The following is a 14325-nucleotide window of genomic DNA, read 5'->3' as shown; positions in this document are numbered from 1 at the left end:
TGGATGGACTATCGCAAAATCATTAAAGAAATTGGCCGCGGGAAAAACCACGCCAGAGATCTCGATTTTGATACGGCGCGCGGGCTGTATAGCCACATGCTGAAGGGCGAAGTGCCTGACCTTGAGCTGGGCGGGGTGCTGATTGCCCTGCGTATTAAGGGCGAAGGCGAAGCGGAGATGCTCGGTTTTTATGAGGCGATGAAGCAGCATGTCATTACGCTCACGCCGCCGCCCGGCAAGCCGATGCCGATTGTCATTCCTTCCTATAACGGCGCCCGCAAGCAGGCTAACCTCACGCCGCTGCTGGCGCTTTTGCTCAACAAACTGGGTTACCCGGTTGTGATCCACGGCGTGAGTGAAGATCCCACCCGAGTGCTGACGGAAACCATCTTTACGCTGCTGGGCATTGAGCCGACCCGCCACGCCGGACAGGCACAGGCGAAGCTTGAATCTCATCATCCCGTCTATCTGCCGATTAGCGCGCTTTGCCCGCCGATGGAAAACCAGCTGGCAATGCGCTGGCGCATGGGGGTGCGTAACAGCGCGCACACGCTGGCGAAGCTGGCCACGCCGTTTGAGGAGGAGGCCGCGCTGCGTTTGGCCAGCGTTTCTCACCCGGAATATGTGCCGAAAGTGGCGAAGTTTTTTGCTGATATCGGCGGGCGGGGGCTGTTAATGCACGGCACCGAAGGTGAAGTGTACGCCAACCCGCTGCGCTGCCCGCAAATAACGCTGATTGATGGACAGGGCACCCGCATCGTGAGCGAACGGCAAGCCGAACACGAAGGCGTCGTGCTGCCATCAGGCAAAGATCCTGAAGTCACTGCCCGCTGGATTGAGCGCTGCGTGGCGGGCGTTGAGCCGGTCCCGCAGTCGCTGAAAATTCAGATGGCCTGTTGCCTAGTTGCTACCGGAGAGGCTGCAACGCTTGAGGCCGGCCTGGCGCGGGTTGCCGACGTATTCTGAATGCTAAACAAAAAAAAGCCCGCGACAGGCATCGCGGGCAAACAAGGGTAACATCAGGGTTAAACAAGGGTAGTGGTATCAAGGCCGATGAGGGTACCAGCCTTGATGAGGGTATTACTTGAGCGCGGGATTATTTGTAGATAACCGCGGTGCCGCTCATTTGGCCTTCGGTGTTGGCAGAAGTAATCGCGTAAGAGCTTGCGCCAGCGGCTTCTGCTTTAGCGGCCAGTTTTGCTTCCAGGCCATCCAGAGTTGTTGCGCCAGTGGCGGAAACAACGCCAATTTTATTCAGGTTCTGCGCCTGGGCTTCGTTTACGGATTGGGCAGCGAAAGCACCGAAAGACAGAGTAGAAAGAGCAATTGCAGCTACAGCATATTTGATGGTTTTCATGGCTAAATTCTCGCAGGTTGTTCTGTTAAGGTGACGTTGTTCCGTCGATGTGATTATGGTCACACTTTTTTGTGGAAGAATAAATCGAAGAGAATTGACGACCTTAATCAAAAAAATTGAATTAGTTATAACGTATTGAAATAAAAGATAATTACGGAGTAAATAGTTTCGTTGCGTGACGTTAACCCTAGAAACACTTAGTTTGCGCACATTTTGCTACTCTTTTTGCCAGCGCTGGTCTTACCTGATGTGCAATCGCTTGCGCCTCTTTTTCAGCCTGACTTTGATGATTTGCGCAGTAAGCTGACAGGGAAGCTTTTATACTGTTCTCTTTCCTTTTTAACCCGACGGATGAGGTTCGATGGAGATAAAGCTGCACTCCAACGCCACAACAACGCCGCGTACGCGAAAGTACATTCAGGAGTCCGCGAAAACGGACGGCGAGCTGGCGGAGGAGCTGAACATTTCGGTCGATACCGTCCGGCGCTGGCGTAAACGCGCCGACTGTTACGACAAATCTCACCGGCCGAATACCATTCATCGGGCGTTAAGTCACGAGCAGGAATCGATGCTGATCTTCCTGCGCGTGCGCCTGGCGCTTTCCCTCGATGAACTTCTCGAAGCTGCTCGCTTACTGATTCAGCAGGGGATTTCCCGCGCAAGCGTCAGCCGTATGCTGCAAAACTGGCAGCTGTCGCGCATGGCTAAGCCAACGCTCAGCCAGACGCCGGGCCATTTTACGCTGGATACCTTCTCGCTGCCGGAGACGATTAGCCATAAGCAAGGTGAACTGCTGGTGTTCAGTGAAAGAACCTCCGGCTATATGGCCGTTGCGCTGCGCGAGCGCGGCAGTGAAGAGGTGGCTGAGCCGCTGGTGGGCTTTTTGCGGGAAGGGTTGCCGCTCGCCGTACTTTCTTTAACGGCAAAATCTTGCTCTTTTACGCACAAGCTTGCAGGGGAACTGGGCGTGCCTTTACAGGCTGTGGAGCAGGAAGCTTGGCTGGAAAAAGCCGGGCAGGGCAATTACCACCAGGCGCTGGAAGCGCTGCTGAACGGCGAGCGCTTTGATAAGCGGCTGGGGCTGGGGGCGGTGCTGCTGGAGTTTGAAGATCTGCTCAATAAAAGGATTATCCGCAGCAGGCTGAAAAACCTGACGCCCGAGGCGTGGCTGAAACTTCATCATTCCCATCGTTAAAGCGCCCCATTGGGGCGTTTAAGTCATGGCAACGCTATTTCCCTTCACACAGCGACAAGAAATACTGCGTCAGCAAATGTGCCGGGCGGCCGCTGGCCTGGGTGAATTTCCCACGCGACAGCGCGGTGCCGCTGACGTCCAGATGTGCCCACGGACGCTGGGGGCAGAACTTACTCAGGAACTGGGCGGCGGACACCGCAATGGCGGCGTTGTTGGGTGGCGTGTTGGTGTAGTCGGCAATGACGCTTTTGACCTGACCGTCAAAGCTTTCGTCCAGCGGCAGCGGCCAGACGCGATCCTGTGTCAGGCTACCTGCCTGCTGCAGGCGCTGGCTTAGGGCTTCATTGTTACTCATTAAGCCCGAAATATCGTAGCCCAGCGCTTTGACCACCGCGCCGGTCAGCGTGGCGACGTCGATCATTTCGGCGGGCTTAAAATGCGCTGCGGCGTAGCTGAGCGCGTCGGCGAGAACCAGCCGCCCTTCGGCGTCGGTATTAATAATTTCGACGCTGGCCCCCGAGTAGGAGCGCACGACGTCACCCGGCATCATCGCCGTGCTGCCGGGCATGTTTTCCGCCAGCGCCATAAGGGCCACGACGTTAATAGGCAGCTTAAGACGCTTCACCGTTTCCATCATGCCGAACACCACTGCCGCGCCGCACATGTCATATTTCATGGTGCGCATGCCTTCACCTTCTTTCAGCCACATTCCGCCGGTATCGAAGGTGATCCCTTTCCCGACGAGGGCGTAAACTGGCGCTTCTTCGCTGGCACCCTGCCAGCGCAGCGTCACCAGCCGGGGAGGGTTGACGCTGCCTTTTCCCGTGGCGTGCAGGCAGCCGAGTCCGTGGTCAAAAATGGCCTGCTCGTCCAGAATCTCGCACTGGGTTTGCGGGTGTTGGCGGGCCCAGGTTTCCGCCCGCAGCGCCACATCCTGTGGCCGACAATTCAGCGCGGGTAAATCCGCCAACTGGCGAGAGAGCAGCATGCCCTGCGCGATGGCTTCGGCCTGGGAAGCCAGACGGCGAGCCAGCGCATTATTGGGTTCGGTAATCAGCCACAGCTCGCCATTGCTTTGCGGTTCGTCTTCGCGATAGCCCAGCTGCGGCAGCTGATAGAAGCGGTTGAGGAGGGCAATCAGCAGCGTGCGCAGGCGAACAAAGGTGGTTTCATCCGCCAGATTAAAGCCCGCGAGATCCAGCGCCACGGGCTGCAAAACAGGGGAGGGCAGCAGCGCTTCGGCGGCGGAAAGCAGCTGGCGAAGTACGGCTGGCTGAGTGATTTCTGCTGAAGGCAGCAGCGACAGCCGCGCACAGATACCCCGTAAACCAAAGGTGGTGGTTTGCGGTTCATCGTGGGTTGACATCTCTTCCAGCAAGGATTGCAGGGCGTTTGGCCAGCGGCTTAGGGAAGTGTCCCACAAGATAAGATGAGCGTTGTTAAAGGCTGCATCGGGTGAAACGAGTATACATTTCATTGGATTACCTCCGCGGTGATGCGCTGCTTATAGGCGTCCAACCACTCGCGGTCTGCCGGGCGGATGACCGTGCGGTTGCCGTCCCTGGTAGTGAGAAACACCTGGGCGGGCTGCGCTGGAGTGGCAACAGAGAAGGAGAAGTTGTCGATGGTTGTCGCCGCGCCGTATTCGCCCCGGTTGTTCATGCAGACGACGGACAGGTCGCCTGCCCGGCCGTAGCGGGCAATCAGTCGGGCTTCAAGATCGTACACGGCGGACTCAGCCGCGCGCTGGGGAGACATGCCGCGCGCCATGCGGCTGACGATTTCATAGCTGATACAGCCTTTCATCAGGTCTTCCCCGAGGCCGGTCGCCGTCGCGGCACCCACTTCGCTGTCGGCGTAGAAGCCGGAGCCGGAGACCGGGGAATCGCCCACCCGGCCAGGGCGTTTCATAAACAGGCCGCTGGTGGAGGTGGCGACCGACATTCTTTGCTGGCCGTCAAGGGCGATAACCCCCACGGTGTCGTGCCCGGTGTACGGGCTTAAGCCGCGATCCAGTGTTTCGCGCTTGCGCTTCAGGTAATGGTTGTACGCGCGCTCGGTCAGCATGGTTTTGCTTTCAAAACCCCGATCTTTGGCCCACGCTTCGGCACCCTGGCCGACCATAAAACTGTTGAAGCGCTCTTCGCTCAGGGCTTTGGCCACCAGAATCGGATTGGCAATATTTTTTACCCCCGCCACGGCACCGAGCGCGAGGCTGGTACCGTCCATAAAGGCGGCGTCGAGTTCGACTTCGCCTTGTTCATTCGGCAGGCCGCCATAACCGACCGATTTATAGAAGGGGTAATCTTCCACGCATTTCACCGCGTGCACGACGGCATCGCTCGCCGAACTGCCTTGCTGCAGCCGTTCAGCCGCTTCACCTATCCCTTCCCATGCCATACGCCAGGTGGCGATCGTTCCCCAGTTTGCTGCTAACGTCATGTTTAACTACTCCGTGGCGGGTTTACGTTCAGTCACTTGAGCCGGTGATTCATTGGCCCGATATTGCCGGTCGACCACTTTCAGGAACGGCAGATAAATCAGCGCCCCGATGCACAGGTTGATTATCTGGATAACCGCACCGCTCAGGTGGCCGGTGACGATAAATCCGCTTAATACCGGCGGCAGCGTCCAGGGGATATACACCCCGGTGGTGGTGGCTACCATGCCAATGGACATCGCGATGTACTGCACGGTGACCAGCACCAGCGGCACAAGGTTGAACGGGATCAGCATGACGGGGTTCATGATGACCGGCAGGCCAAACAGCACCGGCTCGTTAATGTTGAAGATGGAGGAGCCGACGGCCAGGCGCGAAACGTTTTTGATGTGCTGGCTGCGGGCAAACAGCAGCATAGCAATCACCAGAGACAATGTAGCGCCCGCGCCGCCCATCCAGATCATGTCGTAGAACTGTTCCGTCACTACGTGCGGGGGAGGCATCCCGGCCTGCGTGGCGGCCAGGTTATCCATTTGGTTTTCCATCCAGAACGGACGGAGGATGCCGTTGACCATCGAGCCGGAGTTGATCCCCACCGACCACAGGCTGGTGATGCTGAAACAGGTGAACAGTGCGCCAATGTAAGAGGTGCCGAAGTGGCGAATCGGCGTCGCCAGCACTTCATACACGAACTGGTGAATGGTGTGGTAGTCGGTTTTGGCAAACAGCACGCGAACCGCCAGGGCGACAATCAGAATCAGCAGCGAAGGGATGAGGGCGGCAAAGGATTTTTGCACCGCCGGTGGGACGCCATCCGGCATTTTGATCACCCAATTCTGGCGCAGCATCCAGGCAAAAAGCTCCGTGCTCGCCAGCGCTCCTAGCATCGCCACAAACAGCCCCTTCGATCCCAGCCATTCCATCGGGATCAGGTTGCCGACGTCCGGGTGCTTCGCAAAAGGCGTGAGGATCAGAAAGCAGGAGAGGGACAAAATGCCCGATGACATTCTGTCGATGTCGTAGCGTTCCGCCAGCCGGTAGGCCACCAGAAAACTGATAAACACCGCCATCGTAGAGAAGATGGCGTTAAAAGGGATCTCAACGGTGGCGGACCACCCCTCACCAAAAACAGAAGCCATAAACCGCTGGTAATGGGTACTTGGGAAGGACGAGATTACCAGCAGAATGGAACCAACGATAATAAACGGCATGAACGAGATATAGGCGTCGCGAATGGCGCCTAGGTGGCGCTGCTGCGCCATTTTGGCAGCCAGCGGCATCAGCCGGGCTTCTAATGCGGCCATCAGGTTTTTCATTTTACCGCTCCGTAAGTAATCACAAGAGACAATTCTTGCGTGCTTCTACCTTAGTGGTTGTTCGGGGCTAATAAAGTGAGTTAATTCACAGATGAGCCATATAAGTATCATATGATTGCTTAAATGGTTTGAGGGTAAAGGTGCCATAAAAATGCCCCGCAAAGCAGGGCATTATGTTGGCCGGAACGCGGGCTATTTGTAGATAGTGGCGGTGCCGTACAGGCGGTTATCGCCGCCGGCGGAGTTAATTACATAGCCGGTTGCACCCTGTTCCTTCGCTTTTTCAGCCAGTTTAGCCTGGAGATCGTCAAGGTTAGACGCTTTGGCGGTGACGGTACCAAAAGGTTGCATCTGTCCGACGTTTGCGTTACTCATTTCCTGGGCTGCCATGGAGGCAAAAGGCAGTGCAGCAAGAGAGATAACCGCAGAGAAATACAGCAGTTTTTTCATCTTTACATCCTCTTGAGCGTTGAGAGCAAAACACCTTTTTGTTGTCTGACAATTACAGTCTAGTTCCCCTTTGGGCAGGCGATGGCGCAAAAAACTGATGGACTTGTGCGTGTTTTTTGAACGATAAAACTTGACCAAATGCTGACAAAAAAGCCACAACCAGGTGGCTGATTTTATTTGTTTTTTTTCTGGTTTAGCGCGCGTCGGGGCGAACCAGGTCAAAACGCTGTGATTCATCAACCGTGTAATAGGCGGTTGGCCCTCCGGCCCGCAGCACGGGTTGCGCCAGCGCGGTCTGGTAGATGCCGTCGATAAGCAGGTGTTCGTCGATGTGTACGGCAACCACTTCCCCCAGCACCAGCCAGCTGTTCAGCTCGTCGCCGTCGGCAGAGGTCAGGCGAATGCACTGCGACAGGCGGCATTCAAAGTTGACCGGGCTTTCAGCCACCAGGCTGGCGCTGACCTTGGTGCCTGCTATTGGCGTCAGGCCCGCTCGCTGGAACTCATCTTCTCCTCTGGGGAGCGTGACGGAGGTTTCATTCATCTGTTCTGCCAGCGGGCGCGTGGCCAGGTTCCAGACGAATTCTTTGGTGTCGAGGATGTTCTGGACGCTGTCTTTCCAGCCGGTGCTGGAAAAACCAATGATCGGTGGGCGATAGTTAAAGCAGTTAAAGAAGCTGTACGGCGCGAGATTGCGCTGGCCCTGCAGGTTGCAGGACGAAATCCAGCCGATTGGGCGCGGCCCGACAATGGCGTTCAGCGGATCGTGTGGTAAACCGTGGCCTTCCGAGGGCTCGTAGTAATAACGTTTTTTACTCATTACGCACCTGAATTCATGTTGGAAAGGTCAAATCGTCAGCGATGTATTTACCCGACGCGGAGAGCAGAGTATCTTACGCGGCCACACAAGGAGAAGCCCCCAATGAAAACCCCTGCCGACACCAAACCTGGTTTGCACCCGCGTAACCGTCACCGTAGCCGCTATGACTTTGCCGCATTAACCGCGAGCAGCCCGGCGCTGGCGGAGTTTTTACGCCCGGGGCCGCACGGCGACACAACCGTTGACTTCGCAAATCCGCTGGCGGTGAAGGCGCTGAACCAGGCGCTGTTGGCGCATTTTTATCAGGTTAAGCAGTGGGATATCCCCGAAGGGTACCTTTGCCCGCCAGTGCCGGGCCGGGCGGACTATATTCACCATCTGGCCGACCTGCTGGCGGAAGGCAACGGCGGCGTTGTACCTGCCCAGGCTTCCGTCCTGGATATCGGCGTCGGCGCGAACTGCATTTATCCGCTCATCGGGCAGCACGAATACGGCTGGCGCTTTACCGGCTCTGAGCTGGACGGCGATGCGTTTCGCAGCGCGCAGCAAATTGTAGACGGCAATTCTGGGCTTAGCCGCATGATCCGTCTCCGTCGCCAGAAAAATGCTGGCTGCATTCTGGACGGCATCATCCACAAAAATGAAACCTATGATGCCACGCTATGTAATCCGCCATTCCACGATTCAGTCGAGGCGGCCCGCAGCGGCAGCGAGCGTAAGCGCCGCAATCTTGGCCAGGACGCAAGCGCCGCGCTGAACTTTGGTGGTCGTGAGCAGGAGCTGTGGTGCGAGGGTGGCGAAGTGGCCTTCGTCAGCCAGATGATCAAAGAAAGTAAAGCGTTTGGCCGCCAGGTGCTGTGGTTTACGTCGCTGGTTTCAAAAGGTGAAAACCTGCCTGCGCTGTACCGCGTGATGCAGGAAAACGGCGTGGTGAAAGTGGTGAAAAAAGAGATGGCACAGGGGCAAAAACAGAGCCGTTTTATTGCCTGGAGCTTTATGGATGATGCCCAGCGCGCACGCTGGGCGAAAACCCGCGGGAAATAATTAGTTGGCTGTGCTGGTGGGCGGCAGCGCGCCGGCCGCCGCCTCTGTCGCCTGTAGCGCCTGTGCTGCATCGACACCCGGCTGCATGACCTGCACGGTTTGCACCGGGGGCCTGATGCCCGCTTCATCAAAGTGTTTTTTGACCATTCCGTCGAGCGCGTAGCGCACCGTCCACTGTTTTAGCGGCAGGGTGGTAAAGGTCACGCGTACTGTGAAGGCCTGGTTCGTCAGCCCCACAATGCCTGAGAACAACGGCTCGCCAATGACCAGCAGACGAATATCTTCCTGGCCCATCAGCGCGTCCACGGCTTCTTTCAGTACCCGGTTGGCGTTGTCCACGTCCTCCTGCCTGTCGACGTCGTAGTTCGCGACGAAAGAGCCAATCCCGCGGACAAAGTTGGCAAAGGTCGTTATCGATGACCACGGAATAATATGGTAAGCCCCCGTATCCTGGCGTACGCCCACCGAACGAATCGACATTTTCTCGACTGTGCCTGTAATCGCGCCGATGGTGACGTAGTCGCCGGTATTCATCCCATTTTCAAACTGAATGAATATCCCGGTAATAATATCCTTCACCAGGGTTTGCGAACCAAAGCTTATCGCTAGCCCCAGCGCCCCCGCCCCCGCCAGCAGAGGTGCGATGTTCACGCCGATTTCAGAAAGCAAGATCATGATGGTGATGGTGCTGATCACCACGGCCAGCGCGTTACGGAACAGCGTTAGCAGCGTGCGGGCTCGCGCGCTTGGCATCGGGCGGCCGTGGATATCCGACGCAAGGCGGTTTTCGATCAGGCTTGCCAGCAGCGTCCAGCCTACCGCCGAGAAGAAAAGGATCAGTACAATGCGGATCAGTATATCGACGGTTTTTTCTCCGGCACCCTCAGTGAGCCATTGCCAGACATCGAAAAGCCCCCAGGCGTCCAGCAGCAGCATGACTGCGACGCAAACGGTAAGAATACGTGCCAGCTTCAGCGAGACGGAGATCCAGCCATTAAGACGCTTTTGCAGCTCGGGGTAATTGCGCTGCACCTGTGGAGAAAGGGTGATGGTTTTTGCTATCCAGCGCGAAAGCATGCCGGAGATAAACGCCGCCACGCCGATGATGGTCAGGCTGTGCAGTGAGGCGCCCATCATAAATTTCAGGCTGTTGCCTGGATCGAAAAGCGAAAGGAAAAACAGCACCACAAAATAGAGACAAGCGAGCCAGTGCCAGATGAGCGCAAAAGCACGAATAAACAGGCTAAAGAAGCTCATTGAGCGATCTGCCAGGTGAATCAGGCTTTGCTGGATGGCGCGTTTGTTGTGAAAAATCAGATATAGCGCCCAGACGGTAATCAGTAGCATGACCACCACGTTAACCATGGCGCTGATCTGGGCGTTGACCTGATTGGCGAGAATCGGCACCACCACCAATAACCCATAGCCGATGATGGTACTTAGCCAGGAAAGGCGAATACTCCAGTAGCGGGCGCCCTGGTCGCCGATGGGGAAGGGGCGTAGCGCCGGGAAACGCGGGCTGAAAATGAGGCGCAGAACAGCCTTGAAGAACTCGATAAGCCCAAAGGCATTAAGAAATAGCCCCTGCTGGCGCGCGATAGTGGCGTTGCCTGCGTTCATTTTGTCACTCAGGAGCTGCCCGACGAATAGCGTTAACGCCAGCAGCAGGATGTCCACCGCAAAGGCGCCGAGGATGGTCACCGGCAGGTGAAGCCAGTTGGTATGATCGCGGTTTTTTCTTCGTCCCCAGTCGCCCATTTTGGCCCACAGCGGCCTGACGCCGGCGCGAAGCAAGAAATAGAACACAAAAACGGCGCTGGCGAGCATCGCGAAGTGGCTCAGCGCATTGAAGAAAGTCTGCTGGTTAAAGGCTTTCCTCGGTGCGCTGGCGATATTTTGCTGGAGCAGCTCAAAACGCTGCGTAAGTTCTCCCCCATAGCGGCGGCTGACGTCGGTGACGTTTTCGAGCACGGTTTTGTCTTCAGTGAGCGTATCCGGTGGGGCAATAACCGGCATGGTGTGTGAGGTGCCGTCAGCGGCGACTTTGCGAAGCTGCTCGATGAGTTCACTCCGGGACTTTGGGTTGTCCAGCACGTCGGCGAGCGCCGAGTACGCTTTTTTCTTTTCTTCTACGCTGGGTTCTGTTTGTGCGGCGCTGCCCTGGGATGCCGAGGCGGCAACGGCGGCAGCGGGTAAGGTGACTGCATGGCCGGGCAGGCTCATCAGGTTAAACAGTAATATCAGGATCCATCGCACAGCGCTCCTCCGGACTGAGAAAATCTGACAAAGGAGTAAGTATAGTGGCTGAGATTTTGGCGAGGAGAAAAGCGGGATGATTCCAGAAAAATCAGGGCGGCTGGAATTTGCCGCCCTGAGTCAGGCGTTATGCGACGTGCTGCAGAAACTCGCGCAGACGCGGGCTCGGCGGGTTGTCGATAAGTTCTTGTGGGTTGCCGTCTTCCGCCACGCGACCTTTGTCGATAAAGATCAGGCGAGAAGCCACTTTCGCGGCAAAGCCGACTTCGTGGGTCACGATCACCATGGTCATGCCTTCTTCGGCCAGGTCCTGCATCACTTTCAGCACTTCATGACGCAGTTCCGGGTCGAGGGCCGACGTTGGTTCATCAAACAGCATCATCTTCGGCTTCACGGCAAGGGCACGGGCAATAGCCACACGCTGCTGCTGGCCGCCAGAAAGCTCTGACGGATAGTGATGCGCGCGTTCCGCCAGGCCAACCTTCGCCAGCAGCTCTTTCGCCAGCTTCTCAGCGGCGTCTTTTTTCATGCCGCGGACGCGAATCGGGCCGAAGGCGACGTTTTCCAGCGCCGTCAGGTGCGGGAACAGGTAGAACTGCTGGAACACCATGCCAGCTTCCTGACGGATCAGGCGATCGTCTACCTTCGGATCGTTCACTTTCAGGCCGTCAACAATCAGGTCGCCGCTGGTGATCTCTTCCAGCTTGTTGATGCAGCGCAGCAGGGTTGATTTGCCGGAGCCGCTTGGCCCGATAATCACCACCACTTCACCCTGTTTGATGTTCAGGTCAATGTTGTGCAGCACCTGGGTTTGGCCAAAGTGCTTGGAGACATTTTTAAATTCAATCACAGGATTTTCATCCTTCTTTCAAGGCGACGCAGCACGAAGCTCAGCACCAGGGTAATAATCAGATAGAAGACCGCAACGGCGCTCCAAATCTCCAGCGCGCGGAAGTTACCGGCGATAATTTCCTGACCCTGACGAGTCAGCTCTGCTACACCGATAACGATGAACAGCGAGGTGTCTTTGATGCTGATGATCCACTGGTTACCCAGCGGCGGCAGCATACGGCGCAGCGCCAGCGGCATAATCACGTGACGGATGGTTTCACGTTTTGACAGCCCAAGTGCAAGGCCCGCTTCCTGGAAGCCTTTATGAATTGAGAGCACAGCACCACGGGTGATTTCCGCGATGTAGGCTCCGGAGTTGATCATGATGGTGACGACCGCTGCGCTGAACGGATCGATACGCAGATCGGTAAAGGCCATCGGCAGGGCGAAGTAGATAAACATCACCTGCACCACAATTGGCGTGCCGCGAATCACTTCGATGAAAACAAGCGCTACGTGGTTGGCAATCCAGCCGCCGTAGGTACGAGCAAAGCCCGCCACTAAACCAATTACTAAACCGCCGCAAAGACCCAGGATAGAAATCCATAGGGTCATCTTAGCGCCTTCAAACAAGATGGGAATTGCAGGCCAAATGGCGCTCCAGTCAAACTGCATGATGTGTTCCTGTTGTCTACCGTGGTTCACCTCTTCGGGCTTCAGGCCGGGGCCTTGCAGCGTGAGAGGCGTTTAATAATAAGAGGGGCGAAAGGCGCCCCTCAGGTCTTACTCATACTTAGAATTATTATTTAGGCTCGGTACCGAACCATTTTTTGTAGATTTCGTTGTACGTGCCGTTCTCTTTCAGGGTTTTCAGCGCGCCGTTGATTTTGGTGCGCAGTTCGTCGCTGCCTTTAGGCAGGGCGATACCGTACTGCTGAGCTTCCAGAGACTCACCTACCGCTTTGAACTGACCGTTGCCGGCGGTTTTGATGAAGTACAGGATGTTTGGCGTGTCGTGCAGAACCGCGTCAGCGCGGTTGGTGCCCAGTTCCATGTAGGCGTTATCGATGTTCGGGAACTGACGCAGGTCTTTGGTTTTGATGTTAGCTTTTGCGTAATCAACGGAGCCGGTGCCGCCTTTAACAGCAACCACTTTACCGTCCAGATCTTTCACGCTTTTGATGTCGTTGTTATTGGCTTTGACCATCACCAGCAGGCCGCTTTTGTAGTAGCCGTCGGAGAAGTCGATCGCTTTTTCGCGCTCAGGAGTGATGGTGATCCCGGCCAGTGCCAGGTCCACGTTTTTGGTTTGCAGGGCAGGGATGATGCCGCTGAAGTCCATTGGCTTCAGGGTATAGTCCAGCTTCAATTCTTTGGCGATAGCCGCCCACAGATCCACGTCAAAGCCGACATACTGATCGCCTTGTTTAAATTCAAAAGGAACGAACGCGGTGTCGGTCGCAACGACCAGTTTTTTATCAGCGGCATGGGAAGATACAGCGAAAGCCAGGGTAAGTGCAGCCAGTGAAACTTTCAAAATCGACTTCATAGCATTTCCTTTGTTAATCCACGGGGCGATCCCCTGCGTCAGCGGCGACTCATGAAAGAATCGTGCCAAGTTTGCAACTTACTGTTTTGCAAGGATGTGATTATTTAACATTGCACATTGAGCGTTGCAAGCAGGTCATAACGCACCGTTATGGTGCACCATTTTGGTGCGCAAAATGAGCCGGCAGGGTAGGGGTTAGTTTTACCGCGAAATCAGTGGACAAAACAATCATTCGTTAACGATTGTGTGAGGTGATTATTACATTTGATTAACTTTGGGCTATGAATTAATCGATGGTCTGCGCTGTTTTGGTGCAGGCTCCGCCCCCGGGCGGAGGAGGAGCCATAGGAAAATGCTCTGGTTACTCGATATTGGACTCAATGAACCACAGGAATTTGTCCAGATCGCGGGAAGCGGCGGTGAAAATATCTGCGGTATCTTCGTCTTTTGCTTCACCAATGGCTTTACGCACATCGTTCGCCACGATGGCAAAGCGATCGGCCAGCTCTTTCAGGTGCTCCTGAACGGTGTGAATGTCCAGCGGATAGCTTTTCAGCGGAGTTTTGCTGTTGATCACCTGAGTGGTGCCCAACGCCACGCCGCCAAGCTGCACGGCACGTTCTGCCATGGTGTCCAGGTGCTCGGTCAGCGCCGTACGGAAGCCGTCCAGCATTTCGTGCACGGCAATAAAGTTAGCTCCGCGCATATTCCAGTGAGCCTGCTTGGTAATCAGCGACAAGTCGATGAACTGGACGACCTGGCGATTCAGCAGCTCGATGGTGGCTTTTTTCTCGCTGTCTTTTACATCATTGCGGGTATATAGCAGGTTTGTAGATTTAGTTTTTACCAGTTTAGCGGTACTCATAATCTTTCATCCTCTTGATGTTGGTGTCCCAATGAATTACCGGGGATAAGTATAGCACCACTTTTTTACTTTGCTGGTGAGGGTAATACCTATCAAACCGATAGTAAGAGAAAAATGGAAAAGATTAATTTGTTATTTAACAGCTGGTTATTGAGTGTTCTTAATTTATGTCAAAAATCATGAATAAATATGACGGCGAAAA

Annotated in this window: 14 protein-coding genes; 3 read left to right on the top strand and 11 right to left on the bottom strand. The window is 55.6% G+C overall.

Going from position 1 to position 14325, the window contains the following annotated elements:
• The first annotated feature begins 3 nt into the window (after positions 1-3).
• Positions 4-966: a DNA-binding protein YbiB gene (ybiB, locus tag ACREYP_RS15670; protein WP_008461009.1), complete on the top strand. Its 963-nt coding sequence runs from the start codon at positions 4-6 to the stop codon at positions 964-966.
• Between the two features lie 130 nt (positions 967-1096).
• Here ybiB and ybiJ read toward each other — a convergent pair whose 3' ends face one another.
• Positions 1097-1357 carry a DUF1471 family protein YbiJ gene (gene ybiJ / locus ACREYP_RS15665; protein ID WP_008461011.1) on the bottom strand — a complete coding sequence of 87 codons (261 nt, stop codon included), beginning with the start codon at positions 1355-1357 and terminating at the stop codon, positions 1097-1099.
• A gap of 361 nt (positions 1358-1718) precedes the next feature.
• On the opposite strand from ybiJ, the gene ACREYP_RS15660 reads away from it, so the two are divergent.
• Complete coding sequence (locus ACREYP_RS15660; RefSeq protein ID WP_008461013.1) at positions 1719-2552, top strand: helix-turn-helix domain-containing protein; 834 nt, start codon at positions 1719-1721, stop codon at positions 2550-2552.
• A gap of 34 nt (positions 2553-2586) precedes the next feature.
• Here the strand turns inward: ACREYP_RS15660 and ACREYP_RS15655 are convergent, their stop codons facing one another.
• From ACREYP_RS15655 to ACREYP_RS15635, 5 genes are all read right to left on the bottom strand, one after another.
• Positions 2587-4029 (bottom strand): leucyl aminopeptidase family protein, encoded by a 1443-nt coding sequence (locus tag ACREYP_RS15655; protein WP_008461015.1) that lies wholly within the window; start codon positions 4027-4029, stop codon positions 2587-2589.
• Entirely contained in the window at positions 4026-4994 is a 969-nt protein-coding gene (locus ACREYP_RS15650) for a glycosylasparaginase (protein ID WP_008461018.1), read from the bottom strand. Before ACREYP_RS15650 ends, ACREYP_RS15655 begins: the two co-directional genes overlap by 4 nt.
• A gap of 6 nt (positions 4995-5000) precedes the next feature.
• Positions 5001-6308 (bottom strand): PTS cellobiose transporter subunit IIC, encoded by a 1308-nt coding sequence (gene celB / locus ACREYP_RS15645; RefSeq protein WP_336817878.1) that lies wholly within the window; start codon positions 6306-6308, stop codon positions 5001-5003.
• Between the two features lie 192 nt (positions 6309-6500).
• Entirely contained in the window at positions 6501-6758 is a 258-nt protein-coding gene (mcbA, locus tag ACREYP_RS15640; protein ID WP_008461021.1) for a DUF1471 family periplasmic protein McbA, read from the bottom strand.
• Between the two features lie 193 nt (positions 6759-6951).
• The gene (locus ACREYP_RS15635; protein ID WP_166995436.1) at positions 6952-7578 is read right to left on the bottom strand and encodes a flavin reductase family protein; all 627 of its coding nucleotides are present in this window, start codon (positions 7576-7578) and stop codon (positions 6952-6954) included.
• Between the two features lie 102 nt (positions 7579-7680).
• Between ACREYP_RS15635 and rlmF the strand changes: the two genes are divergently transcribed.
• The gene (gene rlmF, locus ACREYP_RS15630) at positions 7681-8622 is read left to right on the top strand and encodes a 23S rRNA (adenine(1618)-N(6))-methyltransferase RlmF (RefSeq protein ID WP_336817877.1); all 942 of its coding nucleotides are present in this window, start codon (positions 7681-7683) and stop codon (positions 8620-8622) included.
• Here rlmF and ybiO read toward each other — a convergent pair whose 3' ends face one another.
• The 5 genes from ybiO to dps all read right to left on the bottom strand — a co-directional run bounded on the left by ybiO (position 8623) and on the right by dps (position 14123).
• Positions 8623-10878 (bottom strand): mechanosensitive channel protein, encoded by a 2256-nt coding sequence (ybiO, locus tag ACREYP_RS15625; RefSeq protein ID WP_336817876.1) that lies wholly within the window; start codon positions 10876-10878, stop codon positions 8623-8625. It lies immediately after the preceding gene.
• Between the two features lie 127 nt (positions 10879-11005).
• Entirely contained in the window at positions 11006-11728 is a 723-nt protein-coding gene (gene glnQ, locus ACREYP_RS15620) for a glutamine ABC transporter ATP-binding protein GlnQ (protein ID WP_008461025.1), read from the bottom strand.
• Entirely contained in the window at positions 11725-12384 is a 660-nt protein-coding gene (gene glnP / locus ACREYP_RS15615; RefSeq protein WP_008461026.1) for a glutamine ABC transporter permease GlnP, read from the bottom strand. The genes glnQ and glnP overlap by 4 nt, the downstream gene beginning before the upstream one ends.
• Positions 12385-12511: 127 nt before the next feature.
• Positions 12512-13258 carry a glutamine ABC transporter substrate-binding protein GlnH gene (gene glnH / locus ACREYP_RS15610; RefSeq protein WP_008461028.1) on the bottom strand — a complete coding sequence of 249 codons (747 nt, stop codon included), beginning with the start codon at positions 13256-13258 and terminating at the stop codon, positions 12512-12514.
• 361 nt (positions 13259-13619) lie between these two features.
• Complete coding sequence (gene dps / locus ACREYP_RS15605; protein ID WP_336817875.1) at positions 13620-14123, bottom strand: DNA starvation/stationary phase protection protein Dps; 504 nt, start codon at positions 14121-14123, stop codon at positions 13620-13622.
• Positions 14124-14325: the final 202 nt, after the last annotated feature.

The organism is Enterobacter sp. TMH.L2 (assembly GCF_050847315.1).
Taxonomy (GTDB): Bacteria; Pseudomonadota; Gammaproteobacteria; order Enterobacterales; family Enterobacteriaceae; genus Cedecea.
Note: the sequence above shows the minus strand (reverse complement) of the source record. Positions and strands in the feature narration are given on the sequence as shown.

Excerpts from the sequence above, each read along its gene's own strand:
- ybiJ (WP_008461011.1), bottom strand. The coding sequence starts at position 1,357 with ATGAAAACCATCAAATATGCTGTAGCTGCAATTGCTCTTTCTACTCTG.
- mcbA (WP_008461021.1), bottom strand. The coding sequence starts at position 6,758 with ATGAAAAAACTGCTGTATTTCTCTGCGGTTATCTCTCTTGCTGCACTG.
- ybiB (WP_008461009.1), top strand. The coding sequence starts at position 4 with ATGGACTATCGCAAAATCATTAAAGAAATTGGCCGCGGGAAAAACCAC.
- celB (WP_336817878.1), bottom strand. The coding sequence starts at position 6,308 with ATGAAAAACCTGATGGCCGCATTAGAAGCCCGGCTGATGCCGCTGGCT.
- ACREYP_RS15650 (WP_008461018.1), bottom strand. The coding sequence starts at position 4,994 with ATGACGTTAGCAGCAAACTGGGGAACGATCGCCACCTGGCGTATGGCA.
- rlmF (WP_336817877.1), top strand. The coding sequence starts at position 7,681 with ATGAAAACCCCTGCCGACACCAAACCTGGTTTGCACCCGCGTAACCGT.
- dps (WP_336817875.1), bottom strand. The coding sequence starts at position 14,123 with ATGAGTACCGCTAAACTGGTAAAAACTAAATCTACAAACCTGCTATAT.
- ACREYP_RS15655 (WP_008461015.1), bottom strand. The coding sequence starts at position 4,029 with ATGAAATGTATACTCGTTTCACCCGATGCAGCCTTTAACAACGCTCAT.
- ACREYP_RS15660 (WP_008461013.1), top strand. The coding sequence starts at position 1,719 with ATGGAGATAAAGCTGCACTCCAACGCCACAACAACGCCGCGTACGCGA.
- ACREYP_RS15635 (WP_166995436.1), bottom strand. The coding sequence starts at position 7,578 with ATGAGTAAAAAACGTTATTACTACGAGCCCTCGGAAGGCCACGGTTTA.
- glnP (WP_008461026.1), bottom strand. The coding sequence starts at position 12,384 with ATGCAGTTTGACTGGAGCGCCATTTGGCCTGCAATTCCCATCTTGTTT.
- glnH (WP_008461028.1), bottom strand. The coding sequence starts at position 13,258 with ATGAAGTCGATTTTGAAAGTTTCACTGGCTGCACTTACCCTGGCTTTC.